At 62.2% G+C, this 19234-nt stretch carries 13 protein-coding genes and 2 riboswitches; of the genes, 8 read left to right on the top strand and 5 right to left on the bottom strand.

What is annotated here, in order from left to right:
• Positions 1–66 precede the first annotated feature (66 nt).
• Positions 67–3915: a cobaltochelatase subunit CobN gene (gene cobN, locus B0W55_RS06520; protein WP_077045194.1), complete on the bottom strand. Its 3849-nt coding sequence runs from the start codon at positions 3913–3915 to the stop codon at positions 67–69.
• Between the two features lie 3 nt (positions 3916–3918).
• A complete protein-coding gene (gene cobW, locus B0W55_RS06515) occupies positions 3919–4980 on the bottom strand; it encodes a cobalamin biosynthesis protein CobW (protein ID WP_077045193.1) in 1062 nt (353 codons plus the stop codon).
• Positions 4981–5078: 98 nt separating this feature from the next.
• Positions 5079–5291: riboswitch (cobalamin riboswitch) on the bottom strand.
• 188 nt (positions 5292–5479) lie between these two features.
• A riboswitch (cobalamin riboswitch) is annotated at positions 5480–5705 on the top strand.
• A 119-nt stretch (positions 5706–5824) separates the two neighbouring features.
• Here cobW and B0W55_RS06510 point away from each other — a divergent pair.
• From B0W55_RS06510 to cobM, 4 genes are all read left to right on the top strand, one after another.
• Complete coding sequence (locus tag B0W55_RS06510) at positions 5825–6016, top strand: CbtB-domain containing protein (protein WP_077045192.1); 192 nt, start codon at positions 5825–5827, stop codon at positions 6014–6016.
• 11 nt (positions 6017–6027) lie between these two features.
• On the top strand, positions 6028–6732 hold the full coding sequence (locus B0W55_RS06505; protein ID WP_077045191.1) for a CbtA family protein: 705 nt from the start codon (positions 6028–6030) through the stop codon (positions 6730–6732).
• Entirely contained in the window at positions 6729–7142 is a 414-nt protein-coding gene (locus tag B0W55_RS06500) for a cobalamin biosynthesis protein (RefSeq protein WP_077045190.1), read from the top strand. Before B0W55_RS06505 ends, B0W55_RS06500 begins: the two co-directional genes overlap by 4 nt.
• Before the next feature lie 83 nt (positions 7143–7225).
• On the top strand, positions 7226–7972 hold the full coding sequence (gene cobM / locus B0W55_RS06495; RefSeq protein WP_077045189.1) for a precorrin-4 C(11)-methyltransferase: 747 nt from the start codon (positions 7226–7228) through the stop codon (positions 7970–7972).
• Positions 7973–8141: 169 nt separating this feature from the next.
• On the opposite strand, the gene nfuA is transcribed toward cobM, so the two are convergent.
• A complete protein-coding gene (gene nfuA, locus B0W55_RS06490; protein ID WP_007912592.1) occupies positions 8142–8726 on the bottom strand; it encodes a Fe-S biogenesis protein NfuA in 585 nt (194 codons plus the stop codon).
• Positions 8727–8925: 199 nt separating this feature from the next.
• Complete coding sequence (locus B0W55_RS06485; protein ID WP_077045248.1) at positions 8926–11223, bottom strand: fatty acid cis/trans isomerase; 2298 nt, start codon at positions 11221–11223, stop codon at positions 8926–8928.
• A 155-nt stretch (positions 11224–11378) separates the two neighbouring features.
• Between B0W55_RS06485 and metH the strand changes: the two genes are divergently transcribed.
• Together metH and B0W55_RS06475 are read left to right on the top strand one after the other, a co-directional pair.
• A complete protein-coding gene (gene metH / locus B0W55_RS06480) occupies positions 11379–15089 on the top strand; it encodes a methionine synthase (protein WP_077045188.1) in 3711 nt (1236 codons plus the stop codon).
• A gap of 163 nt (positions 15090–15252) precedes the next feature.
• Positions 15253–15471 carry a DUF2970 domain-containing protein gene (locus B0W55_RS06475; protein ID WP_077045187.1) on the top strand — a complete coding sequence of 73 codons (219 nt, stop codon included), beginning with the start codon at positions 15253–15255 and terminating at the stop codon, positions 15469–15471.
• Here B0W55_RS06475 and B0W55_RS06470 read toward each other — a convergent pair.
• Positions 15468–16565 (bottom strand): ABC transporter substrate-binding protein, encoded by a 1098-nt coding sequence (locus tag B0W55_RS06470; RefSeq protein WP_077045186.1) that lies wholly within the window; start codon positions 16563–16565, stop codon positions 15468–15470. The genes B0W55_RS06475 and B0W55_RS06470 overlap by 4 nt on opposite strands.
• 522 nt (positions 16566–17087) lie before the next feature.
• Here B0W55_RS06470 and B0W55_RS06465 point away from each other — a divergent pair.
• The gene (locus tag B0W55_RS06465) at positions 17088–18746 is read left to right on the top strand and encodes a nitrite/sulfite reductase (protein WP_077045185.1); all 1659 of its coding nucleotides are present in this window, start codon (positions 17088–17090) and stop codon (positions 18744–18746) included.
• Complete coding sequence (locus B0W55_RS06460; RefSeq protein ID WP_077045184.1) at positions 18730–19224, top strand: DUF934 domain-containing protein; 495 nt, start codon at positions 18730–18732, stop codon at positions 19222–19224. Before B0W55_RS06465 ends, B0W55_RS06460 begins: the two co-directional genes overlap by 17 nt.
• Positions 19225–19234: the final 10 nt, after the last annotated feature.

The following is a 19234-nucleotide window of genomic DNA, read 5'->3' as shown; positions in this document are numbered from 1 at the left end:
CGATTGAGTAGTGACTGACCCGACGCCTTCGCGAGCAAGCCCGCTCCCACAGGGGGCAGTGGTGTTCTAACTGTCTTCTTCTATGTCCAGCAGCAGGTTCTCCAGCGCCTCGCGGTACGCGCCCGGCTCTTTCCACATCCCGCGTTGCTGCGCTTCGAGCATGCGTTCGGTCATGTCGCGCAAGGCATGGGGGTTGTGTTCACGGACGAATTCCCGAGTGCCAGGATCCAGCAGATAGGCATCGGCCAGCAACGCGTACTGGTGATCGTCGATCAACTGCGTGGTGGCATCGAAGGCGAACAGGTTGTCGACCGTCGCCGCCATTTCGAACGCGCCTTTATAGCCGTGACGCTTGACGCCCTCGAGCCACTTCGGGTTGGCCGCCCGGGAGCGGATCACCCGGTTCAGTTCTTCCTTGAGCGAGCGGATCTTCGGCAGGTCGGGCTGGCTGTGATCGCCGTGATAACTGGCCGCTGCCTCGCCGCTCAAGCTTTCCACGGCGGCGAGCATGCCGCCCTGGAACTGGTAATAGTCATTGGAATCGAGCAGGTCGTGTTCGCGGTTGTCCTGGTTTTGCAGCACCGCTTGCACCTGGCTCAGGCGTTGGGCGAACTGCTCGCGGGCCGCAGTGCCCTCGTCGGAGCCGCCATAGGCATAACCGCCCCAGTTCAGGTAAACCTCGGCCAGGTCCTCGCGACTCTGCCACAGGCGACCGTCGATGGCGCCCTGCACGCCCGCGCCATAGGCACCGGGTTTGGCACCGAAAATCCGCCAGCCAGCCTGACGCCGCGCCGACTCTTCATCGAGCCCCGCTTGCAGCAGCGCTGCGCGCTCGGCCCGCACCTTGGCCGCCAGCGGGTTGAGATCGTCCGGCTCATCCAGCGCGGCAACGGCTTGCACCGCCGCGTCGAACAAGCGGATCAGGTTGGCGAAGGCATCGCGGAAGAATCCCGAGACCCGCAAGGTGACGTCCACCCGGGGCCGGTCGAGCAGGCTCAACGGCAGGATTTCAAAGTCATCGACTCGCTGGCTGCCCGTGGCCCACACCGGGCGCACGCCCATCAGCGCCATGGCCTGGGCGATGTCGTCCCCGCCCGTGCGCATGGTCGCCGTGCCCCACACCGAAAGGCCAAGCTGGCGCAAATGGTCGCCGTGATCTTGCAAATGACGCTCGAGAATCAGGTTGGCCGACTGGAAACCAATGCGCCAGGCCGTGGTGGTGGGCAGGTTGCGCACGTCCACGGAGTAGAAGTTGCGGCCGGTGGGCAGCACGTCCAGGCGACCGCGACTCGGCGCACCGCTGGGCCCGGCCGGGACGAATTGGCCATTCAGGGCATCGAGCAGGCCGCGCATTTCGGCGGGGCCGCAGGCGTCAAGACGCGGGGCTACCACGTCCTGCAGATGCTCGAGGATCGTGCTCACTTCAGACCAACCGGAACCTTGTGGGAGCGGGCTTGCTCGCGAAAGCGGTGGGCCAGGCAATTCAATGTCGACTGACACTGCGCCTTCGCGAGCAAGCCCGCTCCCACAGGGGGTATTCAATGTCTGCAGGATCAGCTGTGCAGCGAATAACTCGAGGCGTTCGCGGGTATCGCCGGCCGTGCGCCAGGTTTCATCGCCAAGGGTCAGCAGTTCGGTCGGTCGCGGCCCTGTCCACGGCTCGGCCAATGCACAATCCAGCGGATCGAAGTCCAACTCGAATGCCTTGGCCAATGCCCGCAACAGACTCGACTGCGCGCCGCGGCCATCGCCCCGTGGAATGCGCAGCAGCGCGAGCAACGTATCAATACGCAAACGACCGGTCGGCGACTCACCAAAGATGTGCAACCCATCGCGGATCTGCGACTCCTTCAAGTCACACAGATAGGTGTCCAGACGCGGCAGCCAGATGGCCGCGTCGGCGTCGCTGTCGAGTGGCTCGCCCAACTGCAGTTCGCGGTCGATGTGGGTCTCGCGCACCAGTTGCAGAATGTCGCGCTGCAACTCCCTGGCCCGGCGCGGATCGAGCAGCTGCGCTTCGTAGTACTCGTCGGCCAACAGCTCCAGATTGCGCAGCGGGCCATAGGTTTCGGCGCGGGTCAGCGGCGGCATCAAGTGGTCGATGATCACTGCCTGGGTGCGCCGCTTGGCCTGGGCGCCCTCGCCCGGGTCGTTGACGATGAACGGATAGATGTTCGGCAATGGCCCGAGCAACGCGTCCGGCCAGCAGTTTTGCGACAGGCCGACGCCCTTGCCCGGCAGCCATTCCAGGTTGCCGTGCTTGCCGACGTGGATCACGGCATGGGCGCCGTAGGTGTTGCGTAACCAGAAGTAGAACGCCAGGTAACCGTGGGGCGGCACCAGGTCCGGGTCGTGATACACCGCGCTCGGGTCCACCTGATAACCACGGGCCGGTTGAATGCCGACGAAAGTCAGACCCAAGCGCAACCCGGCGATCATCATTCGCCCGCCTCGGCACATCGGATCGCTTTGCGGCGTACCCCAACGCTCCAGCACCGCATGGCGGTTGGCGTCGGGCAGCGCGTTGAACATCGTCAGGTAATCGTCCATGGCCAGGCTTTGCTGGCAGGGGCGCTGGTCGAGCGTGTCGAGATCGTTGCTGACGCCGCCGAGCAACTGCTGGATCAGCGCGGTGCCGCTGTGCGGCAACTCGGACGGCAGCGGGTAGCCCTGCTGGTGCAGCGCCCGCAGGATATTCAAGGCCGCCGCCGGGGTGTCGAGCCCCACGCCATTGCCGATTCGGCCATCGCGGGTCGGGTAGTTGGCGAGGATCAGCGCCACACGCTTGTCAGCGTTGGGCAATCGCGACAGATCGATCCAGCGCCGCGCCAGTTCGGCGACAAAGTCCATGCGTTCCGGCGCCGGTCGGTAGCAGACCACATCGGACTGACTGCGCTCGCTGCGCCAGGCCAGGTCCTTGAAGCTGATCGGCCGGCTGATGATCCGCCCGTCCAGTTCCGGCAGCGCAATGTGCATCGCCAGGTCCCGGGGCCCGAGGCCCTGTTCGCTGGCGCGCCAGCCTGGCTCGTTGTCCTGGGCGCAAATTGCCTGAATCACCGGAATATTGCGGCGAAACGGTCGCAGATGCGGGGCTTCAGGGCTCGATTGAGCGAAGCCGGTGGTATTGAGAATGACCCCGGCCTCGACTTCGTCCAGCCAGTCCTCGACCACCGAAAGGCAGCCGGGCTCTTTCAAACTGGCCAGGGCAATCGGCAACGGGTTCAACCCCGCCGCCTGCAAGCGCTGGCAGAACACATCAATGAAACCGGTGTTCGCCGCCTGCAAATGCGAGCGGTAGAACAACACCGCCGCCACCGGTTGATCGGGCACCCAGTCGGTTTGCCAATCGCTCAGGGCGGCTGGACTTTTTTGTGGGTGATAGATGGCCGTGCGCGGCAGGACCTGAGGTTCATCCCAGGCGTAATCGCGACCCAGCCAGCGATTGGCCAGGCAGCGAAACAGGTCCAGTGCGTTGCCCATGCCGCCCTGGCGCAGGAAGTGCCAGAGGCGCTCGCGGTCTTCCACGGGCACGGTGCTCAGGTCGCTGAGTTCCGGGTCCGGACGGTCATCGCCGGGTACAAGGATCAGTTGCACGCCGCGCTGTGACAGCTCCACCAGCCGCTCGACGCCGTAGCGCCAATAAGCGATGCCGCCGTGCAGCGAGATCAGGATCACCTTGGCGTGGCGCAGCACCTCATCGACGTACAGGTCGACCGAGGCGTGATTCTGCACCTGCATCGGGTTGGCCAGGCGCACGCTCGGGTAGTCGTCGGGCAACTGCTGCGCCGCTTCGGCGAGCAGCGCCAGGCTGGAATCGCCGCTGCACAGGATCACCAGTTCGGCGGGGGTTTGCCCGAGGTCGGCGATGTTGTCATCCGACACGAAACCGCCGGGCTGGGTCCTGAGCAGGTGCATGGCTTACACGCTGAGCGCGGCGCGCAATTGCGCTTCGAGGGCGGCGGCATCCAGTTCCTGGCCGATCAGCACCAGACGCGTCGTGCGTGCTTCTTCAGCGCCCCACTGACGGTCGAAGTGCTTGTCGAAACGGGTGCCCACACCCTGGATCAGCAGGCGCATCGGCTTGTTAGGGATCGCCGCGAAGCCCTTGATCCGCAGGATACCGTGCTGGACCACCAACTGCGTCAGGGCATCGAGCAGCAGGCTTTCGTCCGCTTGCGGCAGTTCGATGGAGATGGAATCGAAGGCGTCGTGGTCGTGATCGTCTTCACCTTCGTGGTGATGATCGTGATGACTGTGACGGCCGTCGATGTGCTCTTCGGAACCGGCGCCGAGGCCGATCAGCACGTCCAGCGGCAGGCGGCCGTTGCTGGCTTCGATGACCTTGACGGCCGCTGGCAGTTCTTCGGCGACTTCCAGGCGCACCCGGGCCAAGTCTTCAGGGCTGATCAGGTCGGATTTGTTGAGGATCACCAGGTCCGCACTGGCCAACTGGTCGGCGAACAGTTCGTGCAGCGGCGATTCGTGGTCCAGGTTCGGGTCGAGCTTGCGCTGCGCATCGACCTGATCCGGGAACGCGGCGAAGGTACCGGCGGCAACGGCCGGGCTGTCGACTACGGTGATCACCGCGTCGACGGTGCAGGCGCTGCGGATTTCCGGCCACTGGAAGGCCTGGACCAAGGGTTTTGGCAGCGCCAGGCCCGAGGTTTCGATGAGGATATGGTCGAGATCGCCGCGGCGGGCCACCAGTTCGCGCATCACGGGGAAGAACTCTTCTTGGACCGTGCAGCACAGGCAGCCGTTGGCCAGTTCGTAGACGCGGCCGCTGGCCTCTTCTTCGGTGCAGCCGATGGAGCATTGCTTGAGGATTTCGCCGTCGATGCCCAGCTCGCCGAACTCGTTGACGATCACCGCGATGCGGCGACCCTGAGCGTTGTCGAGCATGTGCCGCAGCAGGGTGGTTTTGCCCGAGCCGAGGAAACCGGTGACGATGGTGACGGGGAGTTTGGCCAGTGTTTTCATCGGATGCCCTTTGGCAAGGTGGCGGGCATACGGGACGAGAACCGGCAACGCGCACACGCGCCGGAAGCGTTCGCCACCGGATCACCCCGCCCGGTTGTAGTGAGAATCTGTATCGAGGCAGGTCTCCTGGCTGACGGTGTGCCGGTCGATCGACTGGCGTTGGCTGCGCCTTCCCGCGGGCTCATGAGCTGAGCGTGCAGTGGCGTGGCAGCGAACATCACCGTTCACAGTTGCGGGGGCAGCCGCGGCATTGACCGCGTTCCCTTCTTAGCTTCGACACAGGCCGAAGAACCTCGAAAGCGCAAGGCTACGCATCGTATTGGGGCGGGTCAATCATTGACCTGAGTTCTGTGCTGCCTGATACGGCGCCTTCGCGAGCAAGCCCGTTCCCACAATGGAACGCATTTCAAATGTGGGAGCGGGCTTGCTCGCGAAGAACGCGACCCGGCTTCAAGATGAGAACCCTTGCCAATTGACGCCCCACCCCCGCCCATGCTCTCCTACACGCCTTGTTACGGGTGCCCTTCACAGGGTGAAACGGGAAACCGGTGAATCATGTGCTTTACTCTAAAGCCATGTCAGTCCGGTGCTGCCCCCGCAACGGTAAGCGAGCGAAGCGTCAGATCCACTGTGCCCTGCGGCATGGGAAGGTGATGCTTGCAGGTCGAGGTGAAAACCGACACCCCTCGTGAGCCCGGAGACCGGCCCGCAACACGAAGTGATCCAACTTCAATGAATGACAAACCCGCGGTGGGCGGGCGCTGTTCGAATCCCTGCGCGCCCGGTCGTGCGGGGACTCTGCATGCGCTTTCGATTCCCCGCTGACAGACCAGAGGGAAACGCCATGTCGACCATCAGCAGCACCGGCCACGCCACGTCCAGCACAACCTCCACCCTTGCCCAGCGCATCACTGCCGCCGTCTGCGCCTCGATCCTTGGCGCGTGCCTGGTGTATTTCGCCGGTTTCTCGCACATCGAAGCGGTGCACAACGCCGCCCATGATACCCGTCACAGCGCCGCGTTCCCGTGCCATTGAGACCTGCCGACATGATCAAGCGTATAGCGCAAACCGCAGGGTTCAGCGGGTTGCTGGCCGCCCTGCTGCTGACCCTGCTGCAAAGTTTGTGGGTCTCGCCCCTGATTCTGCAGGCCGAGACCTACGAGAAATCCGAGCCTGCGGCGGTTGAAGTCCACGAACACGCCGCCGGCACCGCCGCCCACACCCACGATGCCGAAGCCTGGGAGCCGCAGGACGGCTGGCAGCGCGTGCTGTCGACCACCGGTGGCAACCTGGTGGTGGCCGTGGGCTTCGCCCTGATGCTCGCCGGCCTGTACACCCTGCGTGCGCCGACCAAAACCTCCCAGGGCCTGCTCTGGGGCCTGGCCGGTTATGCGACCTTCGTGCTGGCACCGACCCTTGGCCTGCCCCCTGAACTGCCAGGCACCGCTGCCGCGGACCTGGCGCAGCGGCAAATGTGGTGGGTCGGCACCGCCGCTTCCACGGCTGTGGGTATCGCCCTGATTGCATTCAGCCGCCACTGGCTGATGAAAGTTCTCGGCGTCGCGATCCTCGCCGTTCCCCACGTGATCGGCGCGCCGCAACCGGAAATCCACTCGATGCTCGCGCCCGAAGCCCTCGAAGCCCGGTTCAAAATCGCTTCTCAGCTGACCAACGTCGCGTTCTGGCTGGCCCTGGGCCTGATCAGCGCCTGGCTGTTCCGCCGTAAAAGCGAAGGGCAATACCACGCATGACCGATGCCAACGCAGCGCCGACCCTGGTGGTCGGCCTGGGTTGCCAACGGGGCTGCCCTGTCAGCACGCTGCGCGCGCTGCTCGATCAGGCTTTACAAGCGCACCAGATCGAACTGCATCAGATCAAGGCACTGGCCAGCATCGATTTGAAACGCGATGAGCCGGCGCTGGCCGAACTGGCCGAGCAACTGGGCTTGCCAGTGCTGTACTTCAGCAGCGACCAACTGGCCGGGTACGAGCCACAGCTCAGCCATCACTCGCAGATCGCTTTCGAGCGCACCGGTTGTTATGGCGTGGCGGAAAGCGCCGCCCTGGCCCTGGCCGAACAACTGGCCAACGCGCCGGCGAAACTGCTCATTCGAAGACAAAAATATGCACAGGCGACCATGGCGTTGGCCTGCGCTGCCTGAAACCGCCGATAATCCCCCCATTGGATCATGAGCAATCTTCATCTGAAGCTTTGCCCTGCCCCTTTTATGAACAGGAACTGACGATGACCGTCTACTTCATTGGCGCCGGCCCCGGCGACCCGGAACTGATCACCGTCAAAGGCCAGCGGCTGATTCGCAGTTGCCCGGTGATCATCTATGCCGGCTCACTGGTGCCCGCCGCCGTGCTGGAAGGCCATGGTGCCGAACAAGTGGTCAACAGCGCCGAACTGCACCTGGAGCAGATCATCGAATTGATCAAGGCTGCCCACGCCAAGGGTCAGGACGTGGCCCGCGTGCACTCTGGCGATCCGAGCCTGTATGGCGCGATTGGCGAACAGATTCGCCACCTTCGCGAGCTCGACATCCCCTTTGAAATCATCCCGGGCGTGACCGCCACCGCGGCCTGCGCAGCGCTGCTGGGCGCGGAGCTGACGTTGCCGGACGTGTCGCAGAGCGTGATCCTGACCCGTTATGCGGACAAGACCACGATGCCGCCGGGTGAGGCGTTCTCCAGCCTGGCGCAGCATGGCGCGACCATGGCAATCCATCTGGGTGTCAATCACCTGGAGAGTATCGTCGACGAACTGGTGCCGCATTACGGCGCAGATTGTCCGATCGCGGTGATTCACAGGGCGACCTGGCCGGATCAGGATTGGGTGGTGGGGACGCTGGAGGATATTGCCGGGAAAGTGGCTGCCAAGGGCTTTCGACGCACGGCGTTGATTCTGGTGGGTCGGGTGCTGGGCAGTGATCAGTTCAGTGAGTCGTCGCTGTATCGGGCGGGGCATGCTCACCTGTTTCGCCCCTGAAGCACCTGTGGCGAGGGAGCTTGCTCCCGCTGGACCGCGAAGCGATCCCTCCATCATCCAACGCATTCATCACGGAAAATGCATCGATTGACGGGCGACTGCTTTGCAGTCGAGCGGGAGCAAGCTCCCTCGCCACAGCGCCGTTTTCAGTTCGCAGCGAACACCTTACTCAGTAGTAGGCGTTTTCTTTCTGCGTGTGGTCGGTCACGTCACGGACGCCCTTGAGCTCGGGGATGCGCTCGAGCAAGGTGCGCTCGATGCCTTCCTTCAAGGTCACGTCTGCCTGACCGCAGCCCTGGCAACCGCCGCCGAACTGCAGCACGGCAATGCCGTCCTCGACTACATCGATCAGGCTGACCTGACCGCCGTGGCTGGCCAGCCCCGGGTTGATTTCGGTTTGCAGGTAATAGTTGATGCGCTCGTTGACCGGGCTGTCGGCGTTGACCATCGGCACTTTGGCGTTTGGCGCCTTGATGGTCAGCTGGCCGCCCATGCGGTCGGTGGCGTAATCGACCACAGCGTCGTCCAGGAAGGCTTCGCTGAAGTGATCGATGTAGGCGGTGAAGCTTTTGAGCCCCAGCGCCGTGTCTTCGGGTTTTTCTTCGCCCGGCTTGCAGTAGGCAATGCAGGTTTCGGCGTACTGGGTGCCAGGCTGGGTGATGAAAACGCGGATGCCGATGCCCGGGGTGTTCTGCTTGGAGAGCAGATCAGCCAGGTAATCATGGGCGGCGTCGGTGATGGTAATAGCGGTCATGGAAACTCCTCGCAGGCTTGGGCGCAGTTTACGCCAATCATCGCCGCGGACAAAGTCCTAGTATTTTTGTCGGGAAAAGAAAGTCCGATTGCCCTGTGGGAGCGGGCTTGCTCGCGAATGCGTGGTATCAGTCGCCATTGCGTCGTCTGACACTACGCCTTCGCGAGCAAGCCCGCTCCCACACTGGTTTTCCGGTGTTTCAGAGGTTCTCGTAGCGATTCATGTCCAGCACGCCCTCTTCCACCGGTTCGGTCTCGTGGATATAGCGGCTCAGGTCGTGGAAGTACTGCCAGAACTGCGGGTGGCTGCGGCGAATGCCCCAGCGCTCGACAATTTTCTCGAAGCGATTGGCATCCTTGGCGTTCTCCATGGCATCCACAAAGGCCGGCACCTGATCGGCCGGGATGTTGAAGATGAAGTTCGGGTAACTGCTGAGAACCCCAGGGAAAATGGTGAGCGTGTCGAGCCCCGGCTGGTACCGCAGCGATTCACCCAGCATGAACGCCACATTGCTGTGGGCGCGGTTGCGCAGCAGGCTGTAGACCACCCGCTGGCCGTTGGCGGTTTCGACCCGCAACAGGGTCGCTTCGGGCAGTTGCTCGATGACCTTGAGCCCCGCTGCCGGCCGCGACGCCAGGCGACTCAAGGCTTGCTCGGCATTCTGCAGTGCCGGGTCGATGTTCGGTCGTGAGCAATAGGCATTGTCGCATCGATTGATCGGATCGGGCTTGGCGTTGAGCTCGCCGTAGCGGGCAATCAACTGCATGGCGAAATCACGCTTGGGGTCCCTGGCGTCGAGTTTCAGCGCCGTCGGCTTGTCGTCATCGATGGCCTCATAGTCCATCCACATCTTGAATTGGCCGCTGCTCTGGTACCAGTCATCAAGGTACCCATCCCGTGAGTCGGCGGGCATCAGGCGCAGGAAGTTCTGTTCGGCACCGTTGCGGATCAAGTCGAAGTACAAGCGCGTCTGGGCCTGGTGGGACACATTGCCGAACACGTCGAAATTCACCGCCAACTGGTAATAGGTGCGTTCGAGCAGCGGATAGTCGAACAGCCAGATGGTTTGCGGCACATCGCCGATCAGGCCCTTGGTCACGGCGGCGCTGTCGAAATGCCGGAAAATGCTCAGTAACGCGTTGTCGTTGCCGGCCCACAACGTCGACCAGCTCGGTGCCGGCAGCTCTGCATAACTGTCCCGGCGCAAGGCGTCGTACTCGTTGCGCTTGTCACGGTAGTCGTGCCACAGGCTCAGCACGCTGCCGACGTCGTCGTTCTGCCCCGGCATCGCCAGCAACGGCGTAGCCTGGCCGCGAAAGTTGGGGTCGGTGATGTAGAGATCATGCTCAGGCGCCTGGAACAACGCCCAGAAGTTGTCGCGAATCACGTCCGTGGCGATCTGCCCCCGGCACACCGGGCCGCGAATGAAAGTGCGCACGAAATACTCGGCGTTATCGAGCATGAACTGGTAACGCGCCTGCGCCGGTATCGCCTCAAAGGTTGCAAACGGGTTGGCCCGGTGCAACGGCCCGTAGCCCGGCAGTGCGTCGACCTGCCAGTTGCCGCTGTAGAACAGGCTTTTGACCCGGGCCATCTTCGCCGGGCTCAATGGATAGGTGATGTGAGTCTTGTGCACGATCACACCCTGCACCGGCCACAAACGGTAATAAACCACGGTGCCCGGGTCGTCATCCGGACGACGGGTGTTGATCAGGTCGATGGGTTGGCCGGTCGGTGTACGCGACCGTACCCACTGGAAGAAATGCCCCGGCTCGCCGTCCTTGAAATAGATGTGCGCCAGGAACAAATGCTCGAACAACCAGCGCGCCACCAGGCTCTGCCGGGCGCCTGGTGCGTTGAGCAGGTTTTCCCATTGCACCACTTGCAGCGCTTCACTGGCGCTGGGCACCAGGCCTTGCTCGTCGATCGGCGCACCGGACGCCAGCCAGCGCTGCAGGGTCTGGTATTGCTGATCGGTCAGGCCGGTGACCGCCAGGGGCATGCCCTGTTTCGGATGAGAGCTGGCGTAGGCGTCGAACTCGGCCGGCATCGCGCACATGTTCTCGCGGTTGAGTCCCAGAACGATGTCGTCCGGCAATTTGGCGTTGGGCTGCAGCGGCGCCTGATGGCCGAACTCAAGCATTCGTGCCATCAATGCTGCCTGGCTGCCCTGTGCGTCGAGCACCGAGTAAAAACCCTTTTGCTGCCAGGCACGCTTGCCGAAGGCGTCGTAAAACAGCCGGGTCGGCGCGGCGGCCTGGGTGCGTTCGCCGTCGTAGACCGGGGTCTTGCTCGCACCGCGCGCCGCGCCTTCGCCGCTGCCGAGGTTCAACTGACAGGCCGAGTCGTAGCAGGCATGGCAGGCCACGCACTTCTCGGTAAAGATCGGTTGAATGTCTCGGGTATAGGAAAGAGCAGGAGAAATGGCCGGCCCTTGCGCCATCGCGCCCCAACTTAATAGCAGCAACACACTGCCGATGACGACGCGATACGACATGCCCTGGTCCCGATCCTTGAAAAAACGCTGCGATTCTACCGGGGGCAAGGCCACACCAACATGAGCGATATTCATGCAAAACCCCGACATGCTCTAAAAGAGCACAGGTTTGCTATTATCCCGTCCCTTCGTCATGGCCTTACCGAGTAGTCCACATGTCCGATCGCAGCGTCCGCCTTCAAGCTCTCAAGCACGCCCTCAAAGAGCGCATTCTGATTCTCGACGGCGGCATGGGCACGATGATCCAGAGCTATAAGCTCGAAGAGCAGGATTACCGTGGCAAACGCTTCGCCGACTGGCCGAGCGACGTCAAAGGCAACAACGACCTGCTGGTGCTGACGCGTCCGGACGTGATCAGTGGCATCGAGAAAGCCTACCTGGATGCCGGTGCCGACATCCTGGAAACCAACACCTTCAACGCCACCCGGATCTCCATGGCCGACTACGGCATGGAAGAACTGGCCTACGAACTGAACGTAGAAGGCGCTCGCCTGGCGCGCAAGGTCGCCGATGCGAAAACCCACGAGAACCCGGACAAGCCGCGCTTCGTCGCGGGCGTACTGGGCCCGACCAGCCGTACCTGCTCGCTGTCGCCGGACGTGAACAACCCCGGCTATCGCAACGTGACTTTCGATGAACTGGTGGAAAACTACACCGAGGCCACCAAAGGCCTGATCGAGGGCGGCGTCGACCTGATCCTGATCGAAACGATCTTCGACACCTTGAACGCCAAAGCCGCGATCTTCGCTGTGCAGGGCGTGTTCGAAGAGCTGGGCCTCGAGTTGCCGATCATGATCTCCGGCACCATCACCGACGCCTCCGGCCGTACCCTGTCCGGCCAGACCACCGAAGCGTTCTGGAACTCGGTGGCCCATGCCAAACCGATTTCGGTCGGCCTGAACTGCGCCCTGGGCGCCAGCGAACTGCGTCCGTACCTGGAAGAGCTGTCGAACAAGGCCAACACCCACGTATCGGCGCACCCGAACGCCGGCCTGCCCAACGAATTCGGCGAGTACGACGAACTGCCGTCGCAAACCGCCAAGGTCATTGAAGAATTCGCCCAGAGCGGCTTCCTGAACATCGTCGGCGGCTGCTGCGGCACCACCCCGGGCCACATCGAGGCCATCGCAAAAGCAGTGGCCGGTTACGCACCGCGCGAGATCCCGGAAATTCCAAAGGCCTGTCGCCTCTCGGGCCTGGAGCCGTTCACCATCGATCGCAACTCGCTGTTCGTCAACGTCGGCGAGCGCACCAACATCACCGGTTCCGCCAAGTTCGCCCGCCTGATCCGTGAAGACAACTACACCGAAGCCCTGGAAGTCGCCCTGCAGCAGGTCGAGGCCGGCGCCCAGGTGATCGACATCAACATGGACGAAGGCATGCTCGATTCGAAGAAGGCCATGGTGACCTTCCTCAATCTGATTGCCGGCGAGCCGGACATCTCCCGTGTACCGATCATGATCGACTCCTCGAAATGGGAAGTGATCGAAGCCGGCCTCAAGTGCATCCAGGGCAAGGGCATCGTCAACTCGATCAGCATGAAGGAAGGCGTCGAGCAGTTCATTCATCACGCCAAACTGTGCAAGCGCTATGGCGCGGCCGTGGTGGTGATGGCCTTCGACGAAGCCGGGCAGGCCGACACCGAAGCGCGCAAGAAAGAAATCTGCAAGCGCTCCTACGACATCCTGGTCAATGAAGTCGGCTTCCCGCCGGAAGACATCATCTTCGACCCGAACATCTTCGCCGTGGCCACCGGCATCGAAGAACACAACAATTATGCCGTGGACTTCATCAACGCCTGCGCCTACATCCGTGATGAACTGCCGTACGCCCTGACTTCGGGCGGTGTGTCCAACGTGTCGTTCTCGTTCCGTGGCAACAACCCGGTGCGCGAGGCGATCCACTCGGTGTTCCTGCTGTACGCAATCCGCGCCGGCCTGACCATGGGCATCGTCAACGCCGGCCAGCTGGAGATCTACGATCAGATCCCGGTGGAACTGCGCGACGCCGTGGAAGACGTGATCCTCAACCGCACGCCGGAAGGCACCGACGCCCTGCTCGCCATCGCCGACAAGTACAAGGGCGACGGCAGCGTCAAGGAAGCCGAGACCGAAGAGTGGCGCAACTGGGACGTCAACAAGCGTCTGGAGCATGCGCTGGTCAAGGGCATCACCACCCACATCGTTGAAGACACCGAAGAGTCGCGCCAGTCGTTCGCTCGCCCGATCGAAGTGATCGAAGGGCCGTTGATGTCCGGCATGAACATCGTCGGCGACCTGTTCGGCGCCGGCAAAATGTTCCTGCCGCAGGTGGTGAAATCCGCCCGGGTGATGAAGCAGGCGGTCGCGCACCTGATCCCGTTCATCGAGGCGGAAAAAGGCGACAAGCCGGAAGCCAAGGGCAAGATCCTGATGGCCACGGTCAAGGGCGACGTGCACGACATCGGCAAGAACATCGTCGGCGTTGTGCTGGGTTGCAACGGCTATGACATCGTCGACCTGGGCGTGATGGTGCCGGCGGAGAAAATCCTGCAAGTGGCCAAGGAAGAGAAGTGCGACATCATTGGTTTGTCCGGCCTGATCACCCCGTCGCTGGATGAAATGGTCCACGTGGCGCGCGAGATGCAGCGCCAGGACTTCCACCTGCCGTTGATGATCGGGGGTGCGACCACTTCCAAGGCGCACACGGCGGTCAAGATCGAGCCCAAGTACAGCAACGATGCGGTGGTTTATGTCACCGACGCCTCCCGCGCCGTGGGCGTGGCCACGCAGTTGCTGTCCAAGGAACTCAAGGCCGGTTTTGTCGAGAAGACTCGCGCGGAATACATCGACGTCCGTGAACGTACTGCCAACCGCAGTGCCCGTACCGAACGCCTGAGCTACGCCGCGTCGATTGCGAAGAAGCCGCAGTTCGACTGGAGCACCTACACGCCGGTCCAACCGACGTTCACCGGCGCCAAGGTGCTCGATAACATCGACTTGAAGGTGCTGGCCGAATACATCGACTGGACGCCATTCTTCATTTCCTGGGACCTGGCCGGCAAGTTCCCGCGCATTCTGCAGGACGAAGTGGTCGGCGAGGCCGCCACTGCGCTATACGCCGATGCCCAGGAAATGCTTGCCAAGCTGATCGACGAGAAGCTGATCAGCGCCCGCGCTGTGTTCGGTTTCTGGCCGGCCAACCAGGTGCGTGACGACGACATCGAACTCTATGACGATCATGGCAAGCCGCTGGCCAAGCTGCACCATCTGCGCCAGCAGATCATCAAGACCGACGGCAAGCCGAACTTCTCCCTGGCTGACTTTGTGGCACCAAAAGACAGCGAGCTGACCGACTACGTGGGTGGTTTCATCACCACGGCCGGCATCGGCGCCGAAGAAGTGGCCAAGGCCTATCAGGATGCAGGCGACGATTACAACTCGATCATGGTCAAGGCCTTGGCCGACCGTCTGGCCGAGGCCTGCGCCGAGTGGCTGCACCAACAGGTGCGTAAGGAGCACTGGGGCTACGCCAAGGACGAGACCCTGGATAACGAGTCGCTGATCAAAGAGCAATACAGCGGCATCCGCCCTGCCCCGGGCTACCCGGCCTGCCCGGATCACACCGAGAAGGCCACCCTGTTCGCCCTGCTCGACCCCGAGGCCAGCGAAATGCGCGCCGGCCGCAGCGGCGTGTTCCTCACCGAGCACTACGCGATGTTCCCGGCGGCGGCGGTCAGCGGCTGGTACTTCGCGCATCCGCAGGCGCAATACTTCGCCGTGGGCAAGATCGATAAAGACCAGGTGCAGAGCTACACCTCACGCAAAGGCCAGGAACTGAGCGTGACCGAACGCTGGCTGGCGCCGAACCTGGGTTACGACGAGTAAAGGCGATCCCTGTGGGAGCGGGCTTGCTCGCGAAGGCGGTTTTTCATTCAACATGGATGTTGGCTGACCCGCCGCTTTCGCGAGCAAGCCCGCTCCCACATTTGCTTTCTGTTCACGCTGGATTGTCTATGCTTACCCTTCACACCTGCGTGACGAGGGGTTTATGGACGATCCAGTCGACAACAAGCCGCCGACCTTCTGGCAAATGCTGCACAGCGTCATGGCCGCTGCGTTCGGGGTACAGAGCGGGAAGAATCGCGCGCGGGACTTCACCCACGGCAAGCCCAGTCATTTCGTGATTCTGGGGATTGTATTCACGGCGGTTTTTGCGCTGACGCTCTATGGCATTGTGCAACTGGTGGTGCATCTGGTGAAGGTCTAGTGCATCAGGGTCTGCAGACTGAAAGGGTATCGGTACGACGTCGGCTGCCCCTTGGCAGAGAGCTTGTGGAAATCCACGCCGAAATTCGCTGCCGTGCTCATCGCCAGCAGGCGTTTGGCCTGCGCGCGGTCGATCACCTGTAACAGCGGGATTTGACGATCACGACCACCGTACTGACTGATGTCGATCCCTTCGTCGAAGTCATGCAACTCCACCATGGCCCAGCCACCCAGGCTGAAATGCCCGCCCAGCAATACGCTCAGGCGGTTGTCCAGCAACGCGTGCAAGGCCGCCGGCGAGTTGTTGATGGTGCCGAACAGCGCATCCTTGCCGGGTTTTCCGCCCGACTCCTCAAAGGCACGCATCACGCCGAAAGCCATTTCATCGTTGGCCGTCCAGACCAGCGACGTCTGCGGATAACGCTTGAACAGCAGCCTGGCCTGTTCGTAAGCCCGCTCCCGGGTCCAGCCGCCGTAAACCAACTGACGCAAACGCACCTGCGGATGTTCGGCCAGCGCCCGGCGCATACCCCGCTCACGTAATTGCGCGGACGGTGTGATTTTCAGCCCGGAGAACGCCAGCAGATCAATGAACTGACCAGGCGGCACCGGCCCATGCAGACGAATCAGCTCCTTGAGCATCAGGTAGCCACCTTCCTCGTCGTTGGGCACCAGGCTGCCGATCCAGTCGGGGTATTTGCCGGGGCGAGCGCCGAGCAGGCCCATCTGGTCCGGCGTCAGCGCATTGTTGACGATGAACAGCTTCACCCCGCTGCCCTGGGCCAGGCGCAGGATCTCCGGGGCGATGTATTGTTCGTTGACGAATACCAGATAATCCGGCCGCTTCGAACCTTGAAGCGCCTCACGGGCCTGTCGGATGGTGGTGTCGGAGTTGCGGTCCGAATATTCGATGCGCAGGTCCATGCCCAGGTCCCTGGCGGCGGCGTGCATGAATTGCGAGTAACTGACCCAGAACGCTTCCGTGGTGTTGCCCGGATTGAGAAACAGTACCGAAGCGGCCTGAGCATTGGGCGCCATGACCATGGACATGACCGTACCCAGCGCCAGCAACACGCCACACAGAAACTTCAACATTGGTTGTCCGAGCCCCCGGAAATTCGCCGCGCATTATAGCCAGCGAACCTGGACCAAACGTCTTTTATTCCGGTTTTTGTCCGACAATCGTCGAAACAGGGCTCAGACCATTGTTTTACTGATGACTCACCCAAAATATCGCTGTGCCAACGACCAGAATGATCAGGAACAGAATCGCCCAGGCATCGACCGTGCTGTCGCTTTTCCTTGCTTTGGTTGGGTTGCTCATTGCATCGCCTCTTGTCGGTTTTATCGGTGATTGCATAAACACTCGACCACAGTTAAGACGATGATTGTCCGCACGACAAATGTGGGTTAGCCGATCACTTTTCCCGTTAGGCGATTTGGTTCTTTACATATATTCAAACATCACTTTTGCGCATAACTGCAAACTGGTATCTTGCCCCGGCTCCGTAGGGAGTGCGCGGCCGTGCGCGCAGAATTGCAGAGGCTCTTGGACTGCGGCAAGCGCAAAAAAACGCAGCTGAATCCGAGCGACCCAAGCCTGAGAACAGGACTTATATGTACGTATACGACGAGTACGATCAGCGGATCATCGAGGACCGCGTCAAGCAGTTCCGTGATCAGACCCGACGCTATCTGGCAGGCGAGCTGAGCGAAGAAGAATTCCGCCCCCTGCGCCTGCAGAACGGGCTTTACATCCAGCGCTTCGCGCCGATGCTGCGGGTGGCGGTGCCTTACGGCCAGCTGACTTCGCGCCAGATGCGCATGATGGCCAAGATTGCCCGCGACTACGACAAGGGCTATGCCCACATCAGTACCCGGCAGAACGTGCAGTTCAACTGGCCGGCGGTGGAAGACATCCCGGACATCCTGGCTGAACTGGCGACCGTGCAGATGCACGCGATCCAGACCAGCGGCAACTGCCTGCGCAACGTCACCACCGACCAGTTCGCCGGTGTCGCCGCCGACGAGTTGATCGACCCGCGTCCATGGTGCGAAATCGTCCGCCAGTGGACCACCTTCCACCCGGAATTCGCCTACCTGCCGCGTAAATTCAAGATCGCCGTCAACGGTTCGACCTCCGACCGTGCCGCCATCGAAGTCCATGACATCGGCCTTGAGCCGGTGCACAACGCCGCTGGCGAACTGGGTTTCCGTGTGCTGGTCGGCGGTGGTCTGGGCCGTACCCCGGTGGTCGGCGCGTTCATCAACGAGTTCCTGCCGTGGCAGGACCTGTTGAGCTACCTCGACGCCATCCTGCGGGTCTACAACCGCTATGGCCGTCGAGACAACAAGTACAAGGCCCGGATCAAGATCCTGGTCAAAGCCCTGACGCCTGAAGTCTTCGCGCAGAAAGTCGATGCGGAAATGGAACACCTGCGCGGTGGCCAGACCACGCTGACCGAAGCCGAAGTGCATCGTGTCGCCAAACACTTCGTCGACCCGGACTACAAGGCACTGGACGACCAGAGCGCCGCCCTGGCCGCGCTCGACCAGCAACACCCGGGCTTCGCCCGCTGGCGCACCCGCAATACCCTGGCGCACAAGAAGCCGGGTTATGTGGCCGTGACCCTGTCCCTGAAGCCGACCGGCGTTGCGCCGGGCGACATCACCGACAAGCAGCTCGACGCCGTCGCCGACCTGGCCGACCGCTACAGCTTCGGCCAACTGCGCACCTCCCACGAGCAGAACATCATCCTGGCCGACGTCGAGCAGGACAAACTGTTCACCTTGTGGGGCGAGTTGCGCGAGAAAGGTTTCGCCACCCCGAACATCGGCCTGCTGACCGACATCATCTGCTGCCCTGGCGGTGATTTCTGCTCCCTGGCCAACGCCAAGTCGATCCCGATCGCCGAATCGATCCAGCGCCGTTTCGACGACCTGGACTACCTGTTCGACATCGGTGAACTGGACCTGAACATCTCCGGTTGCATGAACGCCTGCGGTCACCACCACGTCGGCCACATCGGCATCCTCGGGGTGGACAAGAAAGGCGAAGAGTTCTACCAGGTTTCCCTCGGCGGCAGCGCCAGCCGCGACGCCAGCCTGGGCAAGATCCTCGGCCCGTCCTTCGCCCAGGAAGCCATGCCAGACGTGATCGAAAAGCTGATCGACGTGTACATCGAACAACGTACCGAAGACGAGCGCTTCATCGACACCTACCAGCGTATTGGCATCGACCTCTTCAAGGAACGCGTCTATGCAGCGAATCATTAAGAACAACGAAGTCGTCGACGAAACCTGGCACCTGCTGCCCAAGGATTTCAACATCGACGAAATCACCAACTGCGACGACTACATTGTCCCGTTGCAGCTGTGGCGCGAACACAGCCGCATGCTCCTGGCCCGCGACGGCGGCCTGGGCGTGTGGCTGGACGCCGATGAAGAAGCCGAGGCCATCGGTGAAGACGCCAATCAGTTCCAGGTCATCGCCTTGAACTTCCCGGCCTTCACCGACGGCCGCAACTACTCCAACGCCCGCCTGCTGCGCGACCGCTACGGTTTCAAAGGCGAACTGCGGGCGATTGGCGATGTGCTGCGCGACCAGTTGTTCTACATGCGCCGCTGCGGCTTCGACGCCTTTGCCGTTCGCCCGGACAAAGACCCGTACGAAGCCCTGGAAGGTCTCAAGGACTTCTCGGTGACCTATCAGGCCGCCACTGACGAACCGCTGCCGCTGTTCCGTCGTCGCTGATCCGAACCCA

It is taken from the genome of Pseudomonas sp. KK4 (genome assembly GCF_001984065.1).
Lineage (GTDB): Bacteria > Pseudomonadota > Gammaproteobacteria > Pseudomonadales > Pseudomonadaceae > Aquipseudomonas.
This window is presented reverse-complemented; position numbering and strand designations above follow the sequence as displayed.